This is a genomic window from Sorangium sp. So ce1014 (assembly GCF_051521505.1).
In the GTDB taxonomy this organism is placed as follows: Bacteria; Myxococcota_A; Polyangia; order Polyangiales; family Polyangiaceae; genus Sorangium.
The window spans coordinates 4973558-4988530 of record NZ_CP150356.1 but is presented as its reverse complement, the minus strand read 5'-3'; the positions used below and the strand labels follow the sequence as shown (position 1 = coordinate 4988530).

The following is a 14973-nucleotide window of genomic DNA, read 5'->3' as shown; positions in this document are numbered from 1 at the left end:
GTCCCCATCGTGGGCCTCTTCGGGAATTTAATCGTCTCGGTGCAGGGCGGGCTCACCGACGGCCAGGTCGAGCAGCTGCGCGACGACGTGACGGGGGCGATCGAAGCGCGCTCACCCCGCGGTCTCATCGTCGACCTCTCCGGCGTCGAGATTCTCGACAGCTATCTCACCCGCGCCATCCGTGACATCGCGCTCACGGCCCGGCTGATGGGTGTCCGGACGGCGGTGTGCGGCCTGCGTCCCGCGGTCGCGATCGCCCTGGTGGAGATGGATCTCGAGATCCCTGGCGTCGTGACCGCGCTGAACCTGGAGCGCGCCGTCGAGATGCTCGCGCCGTCCGCCGAGGACGACATGATGCCGCCGGAGCTCACGAACGAGGTGTCGCATGAAGATCCCTCCTCGTGACGGACCGCCCTCCAGCGGCGGCGCCACGGGGCCGCCGTCGAGCCGGTCCGGTGGACCGGTGTCGACGCGCTTGCCGAGTTCGCCGCAGTCGGCGCGCGGCCCTGTGCCGTCGTCGCCGCAGATCGTCGGCCGCTCGATCACGGATCAGATCGAGCTGGTGCTGGCGCAATTCCTCTCGCCCGCGGTGAGGAAGAGCGTGATCGACTGCGGCATTCGGCAGGCGAAGGTCGACCCGCTCTACGCGCGCGAGGGCGATCTGCGGCGGCTGCTCGTCGAGGTCAAGCGCGGGGTGAAGCTGTTCGTCCGCGACCAGGCGCAGCTCGATCGGTGCATCACCGAGCTCGGCGAGCTCGATCACGCGGCCCCGGCGCCGCGCGAGATCACCATCGAGGTGCGCAACGAGGAGGACGTGCTGCGCGCGCGGTCTGCGGGCCGCGAGCTCTGCATCGAGCACCTCGTCGGCGATGTCCTGCAGACGAAGATCGTCACCGCGATCTCCGAGCTCGGGCGCAACATCGTCAGGTACGCGGGCAACGGGCAGATCGTCGTCCGCTCGCTCACCTCGCCGATGCGGGCGATCGAGATCATCGCGCAGGACCACGGGCCCGGGATCTCGAACCTGCAGGAGATCCTGAGCGGCAAGTACCGCTCGCGCCACGGCATGGGCGCGGGTCTCCGCGGCACGAAGGCGCTCATGGATGCGTTCGATGTCAAGACGGCGCCCGGTGCGGGGACGACCGTGACGGTCAGGAAGTACCTCGGATGACGATCGCGATCGGGACCGCGTGCTGCGTCGCGGCCGGCGAAGAGGTTGCCGGCGACGAGGTGGTGGTGGTCCGGCAGGCACCCTGGGTGCTGATCGGCCTCGCGGACGGGCTCGGCCACGGTCCTCATGCGGCGCAGGCGGCCTCCGCCTTCTGTCGCTACGTGGAGGACCACGCCTCGATGCCGCTCGAGGATCTCCTGACAGGGGCAGGGGAGCACATCGCGGCGACGCGCGGCGCGGCGGCGGCGCTCCTGCGCATCGACGAGAGCGTGGGCGAGCTCGAGTTCTCGGGCGTCGGCAACATCGCGATGAAGGCGATCACGCGCACGGCCATGCCGATCTTCTGCTCCGCCGGGATCCTCGGGCGGCGCGTGCGGCGGCTCCGCAGCTTTCGCTTCCCTGTGGCCACGGGCGATGTCGTCCTGCTGCACTCGGACGGCATCGCCAGCGGCTTCGATCTCGGCGCGTTCCGCGACCTCGATCCGGAGGAGATGGCGCGCCGGATCGTGGAGACCCACAAGAAGTCGTTCGACGACGCGACGTGCGTCGTCGCCGTGCTCCGCGACAGGGGCGCGGCGTGACGCAGCGGACCCCGCCAGCCTTCAGCATCCCCGTCACGCGCGAGGAGGATCGCTTCGCCTGCGCGGCCGAGGGTGCGCAGATCGCGCGCTGGGCGGGGCTCTCGGAGCGCGCGCAGCACGAGCTCGCGATCGCGATCGCCGAGCTCGTGTCGAACGCCGTGCGCCACGGCGGCGGCGGCAGCATCAGCATCCGCGCGATCCACGAGGACGCGCAGGCGGGGAGCGGCCGCTGGGGCGTCGAGGTGATCGTGCGCGACTCCGGCCCCGGCCTGGATCCGAAGATCGCGATGCTGGAGGACGTGGGGCCGAAGAGCGATCGCAGCCCGTCCTCGTCGAGCTCCGCGCGGCTTGTGCCGAGGATGCCCGGTCAGGGGCTCGGCCTCGGGCTCGGCGCCGTGCACCGGCTGATGAGCTCCGTGGTCATCCGCTCGTCGCCGGGCATCAGCACCGAGGTGACCGCCATCAAGTGGAAGTGAGCGGCGACGCCGGTCGTCCTGACGCCATGGCCCGGCAGGCGCCCGCAGCCTTTTCGCGAGCGGACGAGCGGACGTGCGAGCGTCAGCTGACGGCCGCCGACGTCAGTTGAGCTCTTTCTCGGTCCGCTCGTTCTGCTCGGCTTCGAGGAACGTCGCGGTGATCTCGCGCTCGAGCGCGAGGTTGATCTCGCGGTCGAGCGCCTCGATGCTGCCCGCGAGGCGCGCGACGTTGAGCGCGTAGACGAAGACCCGCGCGCACGGGTGGACCTCGACGTTGCCGCGGAGGCCGCGCTCGCGCTCGTCGGCGTTGAGGCCGTCGAGGAGGACCAGCGCGCGCGGATCGACCCCCTCGGCCACGAGCTCCATCCCGGGCACGTCGGAGATGTAGAGCTCCGCCCCCTCGACGTAGCGCCGGAGCACGGGGTTGAGCGCGGCGATCGTCTTCTCGGCGAGCGCCATGAAGCCGTCGCGGCTCGGCGCCCAGGGGGGCATGCCGAGCTCGACGTCGAGCTCGCGCGAGCGCAGGAAGGCCTGCGTCGCCCCGCGGACGTCGCCCCGCTCGTCGCGGATGAGCCCGAGGTAGTAGTGGGCCTCGGCGTGCCGCGGATCCTTGAGCGCTGCCTCCTCGATGAGCGCGGCGGCCTTGTCGGCCTGGCCGATCTCGTAGAAGGCGCGACCCACGAGGAACGTGTGGTTCGGGTTGTCGTAGGGGCCCTCGGGGATCCTGGCGGCGACCTGAGCGGCCTCGTCGAGATCGCCCTTGCCGAGGAGCGCGTCGAACTTGAGGAGGAGCGCGTCGATGATCTCCTCATCGACCTCGGCCAGATCGAGCGCCTGGTCGCACATCTCGATCGCCTGATCGAAATCGCCGAGCGGGTGGATGTACACCTCGGCGGCGTTGAGCATCGCCTCCAGGTAGGTGTCATCGAGGGCGATCGCCTGGCGGTACGCCTCGATGGCCTCCTCGCCTTCGCCCTCGAGGGCCGCGACGAAGCCGAGCAGGTTGTGAGCCTCCGGCGAGTTCGGATCGAGCTCGATCGCCCGTCGGGCCGACGCCTCTGCTCCGCGCGTGTCGCCGCGCTGGACAAGATCCCACCCGCGATCGAGGTGCGCCGAGAACTGGTCCATGGCGGCTCCACAAGTGTGCGAAGGGGGCTCCAGAGTCAAGAGGGAGCCCTGTCAAAGCGACCGTTCAAGCTGTTCTGAGAACGACCTACCCGGATTTCCAGCGACGAGCCCGGCGCTCGCTGGGTGGCAGGCGGCCGGTCGTCCGGGCGAGGCGAGGGACCGCCGCCGCTCACTCGTGGCCCGCTCACTCGTGGCGAGGGATCGCCGCCGCTCACTCGTGGCCCGCTCACTCGTGGATGGACACGAGCGTCCCGCGGTTCTCCGGCGTCGCCCAGACCCCGTGCCAGCCGCGAGGCAGGCTGGGCTCGCTCCAGAAGAAGACCTTCTTCGCGTCGAGCGGCGAGAGGTTCACGCAGCCGTGGCTCATCTCCCGGCCGAAGTTGGAGTGCCAGAAGGCGCCGTGGAACGCGTACGACCCGTCGTAGTACGCGACGAACGGCACGTCCTCGATGCTGTACGGCAGGTCGCCCGCGACCGTCCCGTCGCCGTCCATCGTGGTCGCGATGTGCTTCTCGCGGATGCGGAACACCCCCGTGAGCGTCGGGTGGTCCTTCTTCTTGTCCTTCGAGCGCCTCCCCGGGGAGATGAGCGCCGCGAAGACGGGCCTGTCGCCCTCGACCGCGATCAGCGTCTTGCGCGACACGTTCACGTCGATCCACTTCTCACCCGGCGCGAGGTCGGGCGGCGGGGCGCCGAGCTCGGTGTACGTCCCGTCGGCGCCCTTCATCCACCAGCCCTCGGTGGTCTTCCGGTAGACGACCGACCTGTGCTTGTGGGACTCCCCCGTGAGGCCGAACGCCGCGAAGCGCTCCAGCGAGCCGGCCACGGAGACCGACTTCATCTCGTCGTCGAACTGATACTTGCTCGCCGACTTCGCGAGGATGAAGCCGACCGACTTCGCGCCCTCGGGGAAGTCGATGCCCTGCGAGGACGGCGGCTTGATGACGTACATGCGGTCGCTCGGCGCGACGAGCCCCGCGGTCGTCTTGTACCAGCTGCGGCCGTTCCAGCCGAAGGTCTTGTCGACCGCGACGAAGAAGCCCTTCACCATCCGCTTCGCGACCGTCGAGTCGGCGTCCTTGTCGAGATCGGCGAGCGTGACGTTGAGCGGCCTGCCCTTGTCGTCGACGTTCTCCCACCACGGCTTCTCGGGCTCCTCCTCGACCGGCGCCGGGGCGATGCCGAGCGACGCGGCCGCGGCGACGGCTGCCGCCTTGTCCCCCGTCGCAGAGGCCTCCGAGGTGACCGCGGCCACGGGGGTCGCGCCCGCCTCGGGGGGGCTCGCCGAGGGGCGAGCGGCGGCGGCTGCGGCCGCGGCGGCGACCTCCTTCTCGGTCTCCTCGTAGAGCTCCTCGGCGCGCTGCTTCTCCTCTTCCTTCTTCTTGCGCTTCGATGACTCGAGGTACGGCTCGTAGCGCGTCATCTCGTCCTTCGAGGGGACGGAGCGGTAGAGCGGCGTGCCGTGCGTCGTGTTGAACGCGTACTTGTACGGGAGGACCTCCTCGAGGTTCGGCGGCGTGATGCCGAGGCGGACCTGCGGGTTCGACAGATCGGTCGTGGCCGACCTCCCGCAGACGTAGCCGCCGTCGAGGAGGCGGTACCAGCCCTTGGCGCAGCTCCCGCCCTTGATCGGCTTCGGATCGACAGGCACCTTGCTGCCGAGCCGGATGTAGCCGAGCCGCTGCTTGGAGAACTCCATCGTCGGGTAGACCGACGCCTGCGGCACGATCGAGCCGAGCAGCGGCCCCGTGTAGGGCTTGTCGGGCGCGGGCGGCTCCGGGGCCGCCGAGGGCTCGGCGCTCGGGCTCGGGGCCTCGGCGGACGCGTGCGCGCGGGCGGCGGACGTGGGCGACGGGCGGGGGAGGGACGACGTTCGCTCGGGCGGCGACTTGCCTTCGGTGGAGGGGCCCGGAGGCGCCTCGCCCTGGCAGCCGCTCGCCCACCACACCGCCGTGCCGGCGAAGGCCGCCGCGGCGATGAACCCGAGCGCGCTCGAGACGAACGAGGTTCGCCCTGCGCCGCCCCCGGAGCGACCGGGGTCCGGCGCAGGTTGCGGCTTCCGCGCGCCGCCGGTGCGGACGTTGCCGCTGCCGTGCGATCGTGCGGGGTCGTTCTGCCCGCGGGGTCGGGGCGCCTGAGAGCGGTTCATCGCATTCACAGCGTTGGGCGAGGACTGGCCTTCCCGGTCCTCGCGGTCTGGTGATCGACCCGTAGGGTCGGGTCGGCTCGGCGGTCTTAGTACCTGGTCACTCACGTGTCGATCCACTTCTCTGCGGAGCGCGCGTCCCTCGGTTCACCGCGGCGGGCGCCGGGGCAGGCGGCATCGCATGACCGTCGTCAGAGCGAACGACATGCCACGCAGCCGCGACGCGCGGCGCGCGCGCGGGCGGCGCGCCGTCCGCAGCGCGGATGCCGTTCGAGCGGCTGCTGCTAGGGTACCGCCGTGGCGGAACGGACCCCGGGGCGTGGCTTGAACAACACGACTGCGGCCCGGCGCGCGGGCCTGGGCACCGGGGTCATCCCGCTCGTCCGCGCCGCATCGAGGCGCGCGCTGGCGACCGCGGCGGCCGTCGCGTTGCTCCTGCACCTGCCCCTGCTCCCGACCCCGCTGTTCTCGTGGCTCGAGGCCATGTTCGCGCTACGGGGCGAGCTGACCGACTACGACGCCGGCGAGACGATCGTCCCGATCGACCTCGACCTGCTCGCGGACGACCCCAGCGCGGTCGCCGCGGCGCCCTCCGCGACCGGCGGCGAGGCGACGCCCGGCGGGGCGGGCGCCGCGGCGAGCGCGACGCCGCCGCCCGCGCCATCTCCTCCCGCGGCGTCGGCCAGCGCCGCGCCCGAGGCGCCGGACGCCGGCGCGCCCGAGCCGCCGCGCCGCCGGCCGCCGGGCGACGCGGGCCCGGACGCGGCGGGGGATGGGGGCACGGGCGACGACAGCGATCAACCGAACCTGCGCACCCCGCTGAGCGTCGCAGGCGCGCCGGGCAAGCTCGCGTCGAAGGACCCGAACGTGCAGGTGCTCATCGCCGGCGACCGGCTGCGCAGCCACGAGCTCGGCGATTGGTTCGGCCGGATCCTGACGACCATCCCCCAGTGGCAGTCCTTCTTTCAGGACACCACCATCGACCCGATCCGGGACATCGACCACCTCCTCATTGCCGGGCCGCAGCTCCGCGACTCCAGCAAGGTCGTCGCCGTCATGGACTACCGGGCGCCCGAGGCGGCCATGCGCGCGGCCGTCGACGTCGTCGTCCAGCGATCGAACGGGTCGTGGATCGAGGACGCCCCCGTCCCCGCCGCCCGGGCCACCGCCGACCGCAGCGAGCGCATCTTCGCGATGGTCCCGAACCGGCGGCTGCTCGTGGTCCTTCCTGCTGAAGAAGAAGATCAATTATCCAAGTTGAAGTCCATGAAAGGCTTCAATAAATCGTCGACGGCGGGCATCGTTATCTCGATGCTCACGCCGGCGAACGCCTTCCGCGGGGTCCAGGCGCTGCCGCGCAGCATCGCGTGGATGCGGCTCACCGTCACGCCGACCCGGGACGGGGGCGCCGACCTGGCCCTCACGGCGGGCGACGAATCCCCTGAAGATGCGCTGGCTCACGCGCAGGACCTCACGAGGACCTTGAACGCGATCCGGAGCATCAACCTGGGGATCACGAAGATCGACGTGGTGGATGAGGTCACCTTCAACACCGACGGGAAGGTCATCTGGTCGAAGCTCCACGTCACGAACCGGCAGCTCAAGCTGATCATGGGCTTCGTGGAGCAGGCGCTGCGGGACCAGGCCGCAGCGCGGAGGAAGTAGCGCGCGGGCCGCGGAATGAGGCGGCGCGCGGGGCGGAGCGCCGGCCGCGGCGCCGGGGCCGCGCGGAACACTAGCCAAAGGGGCGGCGTTCAGTTAATCCGACCAGCCCGCGCCGATGACGCCCGAACACTCTCCGCACGCCGCGCTCGATGAGCTTGCCGGACACCCCCATGGCGACGACCTCGCACGGGTCGTCCACACGGCGGCCTTTGCCGCCGCGGACGAGCGGCGGACCACCCTGGAGGGCGGCCTCGCGGAGCTCGTGGACCGCGCGGGCCTGTCGGTCGCCGACGCGGAAACCCGGTTCGGCAACGTGATCCGGGCGCTCGAGCGCGGCACCAGCGAGGGCGCGGGGAGCGCCACCCGGGTGCTCCTCGCCACGCTGCTCGCCCGCGGGGTCGCTCTCTCGCCGCCCGAGGGGCCGGAGGCGGAGGGGCGCGTCGCCGAAGCGCTTGTCTGGCTGGCGACGTACACCTCGGTCGACGCGCTGACCGCCCTGGACGCCGCGCTGGGCGAGCGCGCCGCGGGGCTCTGGCGGGCGGTCGCCGCGCTGGTGCGGCGCGCCGACCAGGGCGCGCTGCCGCAGCTCGGCCGGGCGGGCGCGCTGATCGCCGCGGCCGCGCTGCGGGGGAGCGCCTCGCCGGACGCGCGCGCCGAGGCCACGGCGCTGGTGGACGAGGTGCGCGATCCGATCGTGCGCTCGCTGCTGCGCGACGCGGTGTCGCCCGGGAGACGGCCGAGCCGCGCGCCGGGCACCTCGGCCGCAGACGGCGAGGCCGCGCTGGGCGGCGCCGGGGCGACCGGGGACGAGGGCTGGGCGGCCGGCGGGCCGGATGCCGACGGCCGGGCGCCGGGGCGGCTCGCGGGCGAGCTGTCGCCGCCGCCGCGCGGGCCGGTGGCGCTCGTGCTGCTGGCCGCGACCGGGATCCTGCTGGTGGCGCACGTCGCCCGGCTCGCCGGGCGGCTCCTCCTGCGGTACCGACGGCCCGCCTCGGTGGAGATCGGCCCGAGAGGCGTGACCGTCCGCAGCCGGACCGAGCTGTTCGGCCGGACGCTGCGGGAGCAGGAGACGTACATCCCGGTCGAGGCGCTCCTCCGCGCGACGCGCGAGGTGCGCTACCCGCGGCTCGGCCTCTACGCGGGGCTCGTCGCGCTGGGGCTGGGGACATACCTCGGCGTCTCGCTGCTCGTCGACGGCGCGCGGGCGGGGTCGCCCGAGCTGCTCGGCATGGGCGCGCTCGTCTTCGCCATCGGCGCGGCGCTCGATTTCGGGCTGTCCCACGCGGAGACGGCGACCCGCGGCCGCTGCCGTGTGGTCCTCGTCCCGCGGAAGGGGCCGGAGATCGCGCTCGCGGGGATCGAGCGCGCCGCCGCGGATCTCGCGCTGAGCCGGCTGCCGCGCGCCTGAAACTTGGCCGGATCGCGCCGCCTTCGCTAGGCCGATCGGGCGAGGTGATGGCGATGCGCTCGAAGACCGAGGCGATGACGGGGCTCAGGCGGATGCTGCACGACATGCTGACCGCGCGGGAGGGCGGGGAGAGCGCTCCCCGCCTGGCGCGCACGAAGGGCTACGTGGACGGCGCCATGCGCGAGCTGCTCGACAGCGGGCAAGCGACCCGGCAGGAGCTCCTGGAGCTCGTGGCCGCCGAGCGCGCGCGCGTGAGCGGCCCGGCGACGGCGGAGCTCCGCTCGGCGTCCGTGTGAGCACGTGACGGCGCCGCTGCGCGGCTCACTGCGGCGCGCAGCTCGTGTTCGTGGCGAAGTCCCAGCATGCGCCGGTCACCCCGGGCGCGCCGGCGTTGACCTCCGCGCCGCTGAACCCGGGGGGACCGCCGTCTCCGGCCGGGCCTCCCTCGAACGGCATCTCGGCGGGCGCGGAGGTCGGCGTGACCTTGTAGGCGATGCTCACCGCGTGGCCGCCTCGGCCGCCGCCGCCGGGGCCGCCGTCGCCGCCCGCGCCGCCGGGGCCACCGTCGCAGCCCTTCCGGGCGCCCGGGCCCGTATCGGCATCGACGGAGCCGCCCGCAGCGCCGTTGCCGCCGTTGCCGCCGCGCTTTCCGTCGCCTCCGGTCCCTCCGTGGCCCGCTGCGCCGACCGCGATGTTCACCTCGGTCAACACCAGCCGGGTCCCGAGGCTGAGGATCCCGAGGCTCGACCCGCCGGCCTTGCCGCCGCCCCCTCCTTTCCCCCCGCAGCCTCCGGCCCCGCCCCCGCCGCCGCTGGCGCCCACGCCGTCGTCGTACCTACCTTCGCCGGCCGCGCAGAACTGCCCCGCCTTCGCGCCGCCGCCGCCCCCTCCACCTTGGCCGCGCGCCCCGCTCGTGCCGCTTCTGCCGTCGCCCCCGCTGACGCTGGCGAGCGTCAGCAGGGTGTCGCTGCCACGGTCGCCGGTCTGGCCATGGGCGCCCGGCGCGCCTTCTTCGCCGCGCGTGCAGTTGTTCAGCGCATCCGGCTGTCCGTATCCGATGCCGCCGAGGCCGGCCCTCGCGGGGTCCTCTCCCGGTAGCGGCGTGCCGTCCGTGCCGTTCTGCCCGCGCCCCTCGTCTTCCGCGGTCTTTCCACCGAGCCCCCCGATGCCGCCGCGTGTCTCGCCATCATCGCAGCTCGTCACGCCGGGCACGCCGCCGTAGACGGTTCCGACGCACGTATCCGAGACGTCATCCGGCGCGCTCACGCCGTCCTGCGCCACCGCCGGCGTCTCGCCCCTCGCGCCATCCATCCCGTCGCCCGCGATCACGTCGACGCGCACGAGCTCCGCCTCGATGTCCGCGACCGCCACGCCGATCGACGAGCCGCCCGGCTCGGTCGCGTCGGCCGCGCGGATCGCGAAGCTCTGCAGCTTCACCCCGCTCGCGTCCTCCGCCAGCGTGAGCGCCACCTTGTCCGCGGGGCCCTCGATCGCGCTCCGCGCCTGATCGCTCCACGTCCAGCCCGCGGTGCAGTCGAACCCGCCGATCACCTCGACGGCCGCCTTGATCGTGACGCTCTCCTCGAACGCCTCGCTCGAGCACGCCAGCACCCGCTTGCCGTTCGCGTTCGCGATCGCCTCCGCGAGCGACGCGTACGGCCTCCCCTTCGTCCCGTCCCCTCCGGACGCCGCGCCCGCGCGCGCGAACACAGCGCACTGGTCCGTCACCGTGCTCGCATTCTGGGTCGGATCCGCGTCGCAGGTGGGCTCGGGCGTGTCGGTGCCGCCGGTCCCGGCGGGGGGGCAGTACCTGGAGTCGTCCTCGCAGTCCTCCGAGTAAGACAGCGGCCAGCATCCGGCGAGCTGCAACGCCACGGCCGCCGACGCGGCGGGGAGCATCCACAAGGAGAAGGGAATGCCGGCCCTCCGCCAGCGCGCGGCGCGCCGCGCCGGCGCGCCGACCCTGTCCTGCGCTCCGCCGGAGGGGAGAGGGGATGCGTTGCTCACCGCCTTGCTGCTCGTCCGTTCCGTCGCTCTCATCGTCTCAAGCCTTTCCTGTGACGCTTCGCTCTGCCTGCACATCGTTGCAGAAGACGCACCGCGCCCTGGTCGCGCCGACCGAAGCATACTCAGTCGGCGGATCGCCGGATCAAGGGCGATCGGCCGACGGAGCGCTCGCGGCGGGCTCCGCGCGCGGCGCCCCGCGCCCTCGCGGGACAGCGCGGCAACCCGGGCGGGCGCCTCACGGGGCGACGAGCGCCACGTCGCCCTTCGTGGTCTGGCCGCCGACGCGCCACCAGTTCGCGATGAGCAGCTGCCCGTCCACCTCGACGATCCGCGAGAACGCGCCCGCGAACCCCTCCTGCTCGATCTCCTGCACGAGCCAGCTGTGGCCGTCGCCGCTCTTCGTCCCGATCGCGAGCCTCAGGGTCCCGCTCGTCGCGTCCTGGTAGCTGATGCGCACCTCCCCGGCCGCCGTCACGAACACGCTCGCGTCGTCGCCGACGAGGTGCTGCCCGTCCTCGAAGGGGACGCCCTCGATCCCGAGCCCGTCGTCCGCCACCTCGGGCGGCTCGACGTCCGCGCCGCCCTTCACCCGCGCGTACCGCAGCCCCTCCGAGCGGCCGTCCGCGTAGGCGAGGTGCCAGTCCCCGGCGCGATCGATGAACAGCGACGCCCCCATGCCCACGTCGCCCGTGTCGGTCCCGTCGGGCGCCGCGCCGTCCACGATCCGGGTCTCCCACGCCCCCGTCGATCGCGACGCGATCACCACGTCGCCTTGGATGCGATCGTAGAACGCCAGGCCGAACCCGCCCGCGTTGTCCGGCGCCATCGCGATGTAGTCGCCGATCGCCTCGGGGTACGTGTCGGTCCGGTTCCCGTCGGAGATCGCGGCGCACGCCGGCGAGCCGCCCTCGTCGATGCACACCTGCCCCGAGGGGCACGCCGGCGCGCAGTCGCCGCTCGCGAGCGGCTTCACGCAGCGCCCCGTGGCCCGGATGCACTTCGTCCCCTCGTCGCAGAGGAACTCCCGGCACGGCGTCGCCTCGTCCGTCGCCACGTCCTCGAACCGCCACGCGCCCTCCCCGGGCGTGGCGCTCTCCCCGGTCGCGAGCCGGACGCTCGACGTGACCGCGCCGTCCTCGCCAGGCTCCATCGCGAGGTAGGCGATGACGGGCAGCCCCTTCACGAAGAGGAGCTTCGCGTAGCGGCCGATGTCGCTGTTCGGCGCCTGCTGCACGGAGCTCACGGCCCACGTGTCGCCCTGCCTCTGCGCGAGCTTCAGCCCGCGGTGGGTCCGGTCGTGGTAGGCCACCGCCGGCTCGCCGTCCGGACCTATCGCGATCGAGGTCCAGAGGCCGACGTCGTCGCCCGGATCCGTCTGGCCTCCGCGGAACCCGCTCGCGTCGAACCTGGCCGGGTCGACCGGAGGCTCCGCGGGCACGCCGTCGATCGCTTCCCACGCGACCGACTCGCCGTCCCACGTGCCGACCACGAGGTCGCCCCACTGGAACGCGTTGTGCCAGTCGGCCTCCGCGTATCCGGCGACCCAGACCGTGCGCTTGTCGGCGGCGACCGCGACCGACGTGTAGGCCCCGATGAGCCCGTGCTCCAGCGTCATGCAGCCGGGCGCGACGCACCCCGGGTCCTCCACGACCGGCTCATCGCTGCACGAGCAGCCCGCGTGCGAGCCGAGGAGCGCGGTGACGGCGACGCCGGCCAGCGCGCCGCGCACGCCCCGCACGCCCCGCCGGGCGCGCGACGGCGCATCGCCCCGGGCAGGCGCGGCGCGTCGGGAGCCGCCGCGCCGCGCGAGCCGCACGGCCGCCGCGGCGGCCGCGAGGCCGAGCCAGAGGCCGCCCGACGGGCCCTCGCCCGGGCCGCCGGCCACGACGCAGCCGCAGCCGGCCGATGGGTCGATGGGGACGCGGCCGCGGAGGATCGCCTGCCGCGCCGCGCCGAGGTTCCCCTCCTCGTCCACGGCCTCGACCTCGATGTCGGCGGCGTCTCCGACGTCAACGGACCGCATCTCCGCCGCCGTCGACCAAGGCGACCACGCCCCGCCGTCGAGCCGCACGCGCACCTTCGCGCGCTCGGCGTCCGACACCCGGTCGCGCACCTCGAGCGGCACCCAGCCGTCCACCGCCGCGCCGACCGAGATGACCGGCGGATCGACGTCGACCACCATCTCCACGGTCGCCGGCGTGGGATCGAGCGATAGCGGGTCGCCCGCGATCCGCGATCGCACCGAGATCACGTGACGCCCCGGGAGCCGCAGCCAGTCGTCGCGCAGGTCGACGATGCGCTCGCGCGTGAACGGGCGCCACACGCCGCTGTCGACACGGTACGAGTACTCGACGACCCGGGTGCCGTCGTCGAGCGGCGAGCCCATGACGAGCCGGGCCGTGGGCCCGTTGTCGCGGGTCATCGTCGGCAGGCGGAGCCCCTCGGCCCGCACCTCCTTGCGGCTCAGCTCGGCCTGCGTCTCGCTCCGCATCGAGCGCTGCTGCGCCGCGGTGCCGAACGACGCGAAGATGCCAAGGTAGTTGTCCTGACCCTTCGTGAGCTTCCGCAGGCCGGGGGAGCCCGCCCCCTCGGCCGACTCCGGGACGACCAGGGAGAGCCCGAGCCCCGCGAGCGGCCCGTCGAGGTCGATCGCCGGGAGGCCGCTGCCGATCAGCTGTCCGACCTGACTGCCGATGAGGCTGCCGAGCGCGTCCGCGATCGACTCGGGGTTTTCCCGGAGCAGCCCGCTGTTCGTCACCTCGCCGTTCGTGACCCCGAGCGTCTCGATCACCGGCGTCAGCCCCTCGGGGGTGACCGCGAGGTTCATGGGCACATCGAGATCGAACGTCGCCGTCATGAACCGGATGAACCGGTCGAGCGACCAGATGTAGAAATCGAAGCTCGCCCGGTCGAGCCGGATGCGGATCAGCGGATCGTCGCTGGCGTTCGTGCCATTCCCGAAGGTGAGCCGCGGCGGGGCCTGCGGGCGGATGACGAGCGCGACCTGCTGCGACTCGCGCTGCAGCGCGAGGTCCTTCGACGACGAGGCCAGCAGCCCCAGCGTGCCGGAGTTAAGGAGAGGCACCGTCTCCGTGGAGATCCCGAGGCAGAGCAGTCCACTGTTGTAGAGACCGTTCATGGCGTAATTCGCGAAGCGCTCGGAGATCGCGAGACCGATGTGTGGGCCGGAGAGGTCGGCGGGCCAACCGGAGAGGGTGTTTGCGACGAGCTCATCGGGAATCGGGATGCCCGCTGGCAGCTTGATGTCCGACAGCGGCACACATTTCGATGTCGGCAGCGGCTCGGCGCCGCCGTAGAGGCCGAGGGTGACCCCGTTGCCGACGGGGTTGAGGTCGCCCCACGCGAGATCGGAGCCGTCGTCGCGCTCGCTCATGCCGCCGCCGGCGAGCAGGAGGTCGAACCCGCCCTGGGTGCCGGGGGAGATGCCCGCGAGCAGCCGGCCGAGGTCGAGGTGCCCCTCGACGCCGAGCAGGATCGAGGCGCACTCGTCGGTCGCCTGCGTGCCGTAGCGACAGACGCCGCCGATGTCGTTCGTTCCGTCCGGGCAGGCCGGATCCAGCGCCGGATCGGCCTTCTGACAGAGCTGCTGATCGAGCTGGGCCTTCAGCGTGTTGGACATCGATCCCATGAAGCTCGTGATGATCGGCTTCACGAAATCCAGGGCATCGCCGACCCACGTGCCCCCGCAGTCGAGGTGCAGGCTCGACTCCAGCTGATCTTCGTCGATCGAGAGCCGGACGACCTTGACGCGCGAGTAGCCTTGCCTCGAGTGCTGCGGGTTGACGTCGATCTCGATCGAGAGATCGACCTCGACATCGATGTTCGTGAAGGTCTGCTCGTCGGGCGGGCACGCGCCGTTGCCGTTGAGGGTGACGTACTGGGTGCTCTCTCCGAGGATGCCGCCGTCCAGAAAGATGGGCAGGCTCTGCATTCGCACTGGCAGAGGCCCTCGGATGACCAGGTTGTGCGGCGCCTTGGGCTGGATCTGCAGCGCCGCGCGCCCCACGTCGATCTCGGCCGTGCAGGCCGGGGGCGTCGCCGCCGCATCGGCCCCGCCGGGACAGAGCGTGTAATCGATGATGCCACCGAGAACGGAGCCCGGGGTCCGGGGGACGGAGAACGTGATCACGCCGCTGTCCCCGCCGCCGAGCAGCGCGCGCCCGAGGACACCCAGGTTCTGCTCGAGGAACTCGATGCCCGACTGCGTGAGCCGCGCCGAGCCGGCGTTCTCGACGCGGTCCGCGGGCTTGAAGCCGGCGGGGAGGGGGGTCATTCCACAGCCGGAGCACCCGCCGCCCGAAGCGGCACATCCGGCGATGACAAGGAGCACAAGGATGGAGGAGAAGTGCTTGATGACGCGGGGCATAAGG

General features: G+C 72.7%; 11 protein-coding genes. 7 read left to right on the top strand and 4 right to left on the bottom strand.

The features are described 5' to 3' along the window. The first annotated feature begins 9 nt into the window (after nt 1–9). From WME75_RS18950 to WME75_RS18935, 4 genes are read left to right on the top strand one after another with little or no spacing between them, the layout of a single operon-like run. Nucleotides 10–405 carry an STAS domain-containing protein gene (locus WME75_RS18950; protein ID WP_437492782.1) on the top strand — a complete coding sequence of 132 codons (396 nt, stop codon included), beginning with the start codon at nt 10–12 and terminating at the stop codon, nt 403–405. Then, the gene (locus WME75_RS18945) at nt 386–1171 is read left to right on the top strand and encodes an anti-sigma regulatory factor (RefSeq protein WP_437492780.1); all 786 of its coding nucleotides are present in this window, start codon (nt 386–388) and stop codon (nt 1169–1171) included. Before WME75_RS18950 ends, WME75_RS18945 begins: the two co-directional genes overlap by 20 nt. Continuing rightward, entirely contained in the window at nt 1168–1752 is a 585-nt protein-coding gene (locus WME75_RS18940) for a SpoIIE family protein phosphatase (protein WP_437492778.1), read from the top strand. Before WME75_RS18945 ends, WME75_RS18940 begins: the two co-directional genes overlap by 4 nt. Next, the gene (locus WME75_RS18935; protein ID WP_437492777.1) at nt 1749–2228 is read left to right on the top strand and encodes an ATP-binding protein; all 480 of its coding nucleotides are present in this window, start codon (nt 1749–1751) and stop codon (nt 2226–2228) included. The genes WME75_RS18940 and WME75_RS18935 overlap by 4 nt, the downstream gene beginning before the upstream one ends. A 102-nt stretch (nt 2229–2330) precedes the next feature. Here WME75_RS18935 and WME75_RS18930 read toward each other — a convergent pair whose 3' ends face one another. Beyond that, entirely contained in the window at nt 2331–3356 is a 1026-nt protein-coding gene (locus WME75_RS18930; protein ID WP_437492775.1) for a tetratricopeptide repeat protein, read from the bottom strand. Nucleotides 3357–3582: 226 nt separating this feature from the next. Continuing rightward, nucleotides 3583–5505: a L,D-transpeptidase gene (locus WME75_RS18925; protein WP_437492773.1), complete on the bottom strand. Its 1923-nt coding sequence runs from the start codon at nt 5503–5505 to the stop codon at nt 3583–3585. A 294-nt stretch (nt 5506–5799) separates the two neighbouring features. Here WME75_RS18925 and WME75_RS18920 point away from each other — a divergent pair, with 294 nt between their 5' ends. From WME75_RS18920 to WME75_RS18910, 3 genes are all read left to right on the top strand, one after another. Then, nucleotides 5800–7167 (top strand): hypothetical protein, encoded by a 1368-nt coding sequence (locus tag WME75_RS18920; protein WP_437492772.1) that lies wholly within the window; start codon nt 5800–5802, stop codon nt 7165–7167. Nucleotides 7168–7282: 115 nt separating this feature from the next. Continuing rightward, a complete protein-coding gene (locus WME75_RS18915; protein ID WP_437492770.1) occupies nt 7283–8575 on the top strand; it encodes a hypothetical protein in 1293 nt (430 codons plus the stop codon). 53 nt (nt 8576–8628) lie between these two features. Then, nucleotides 8629–8871: a hypothetical protein gene (locus tag WME75_RS18910; protein WP_437492769.1), complete on the top strand. Its 243-nt coding sequence runs from the start codon at nt 8629–8631 to the stop codon at nt 8869–8871. Nucleotides 8872–8896: 25 nt separating this feature from the next. Here the strand turns inward: WME75_RS18910 and WME75_RS18905 are convergent, their stop codons facing one another. Together WME75_RS18905 and WME75_RS18900 are read right to left on the bottom strand one after the other, a co-directional pair. Beyond that, the gene (locus WME75_RS18905; protein WP_437492767.1) at nt 8897–10582 is read right to left on the bottom strand and encodes a hypothetical protein; all 1686 of its coding nucleotides are present in this window, start codon (nt 10580–10582) and stop codon (nt 8897–8899) included. 235 nt (nt 10583–10817) lie between these two features. Beyond that, nucleotides 10818–14969 carry a hypothetical protein gene (locus WME75_RS18900; RefSeq protein WP_437492766.1) on the bottom strand — a complete coding sequence of 1384 codons (4152 nt, stop codon included), beginning with the start codon at nt 14967–14969 and terminating at the stop codon, nt 10818–10820. Nucleotides 14970–14973: the final 4 nt, after the last annotated feature.

Coding starts and splice junctions, on each gene's coding strand:
- WME75_RS18945 (WP_437492780.1), top strand. CDS start 386: ATGAAGATCCCTCCTCGTGACGGACCGCCCTCCAGCGGCGGCGCCACG.
- WME75_RS18940 (WP_437492778.1), top strand. CDS start 1,168: ATGACGATCGCGATCGGGACCGCGTGCTGCGTCGCGGCCGGCGAAGAG.
- WME75_RS18930 (WP_437492775.1), bottom strand. CDS start 3,356: ATGGACCAGTTCTCGGCGCACCTCGATCGCGGGTGGGATCTTGTCCAG.
- WME75_RS18925 (WP_437492773.1), bottom strand. CDS start 5,505: ATGAACCGCTCTCAGGCGCCCCGACCCCGCGGGCAGAACGACCCCGCA.
- WME75_RS18915 (WP_437492770.1), top strand. CDS start 7,283: ATGACGCCCGAACACTCTCCGCACGCCGCGCTCGATGAGCTTGCCGGA.
- WME75_RS18910 (WP_437492769.1), top strand. CDS start 8,629: ATGCGCTCGAAGACCGAGGCGATGACGGGGCTCAGGCGGATGCTGCAC.
- WME75_RS18900 (WP_437492766.1), bottom strand. CDS start 14,969: ATGCCCCGCGTCATCAAGCACTTCTCCTCCATCCTTGTGCTCCTTGTC.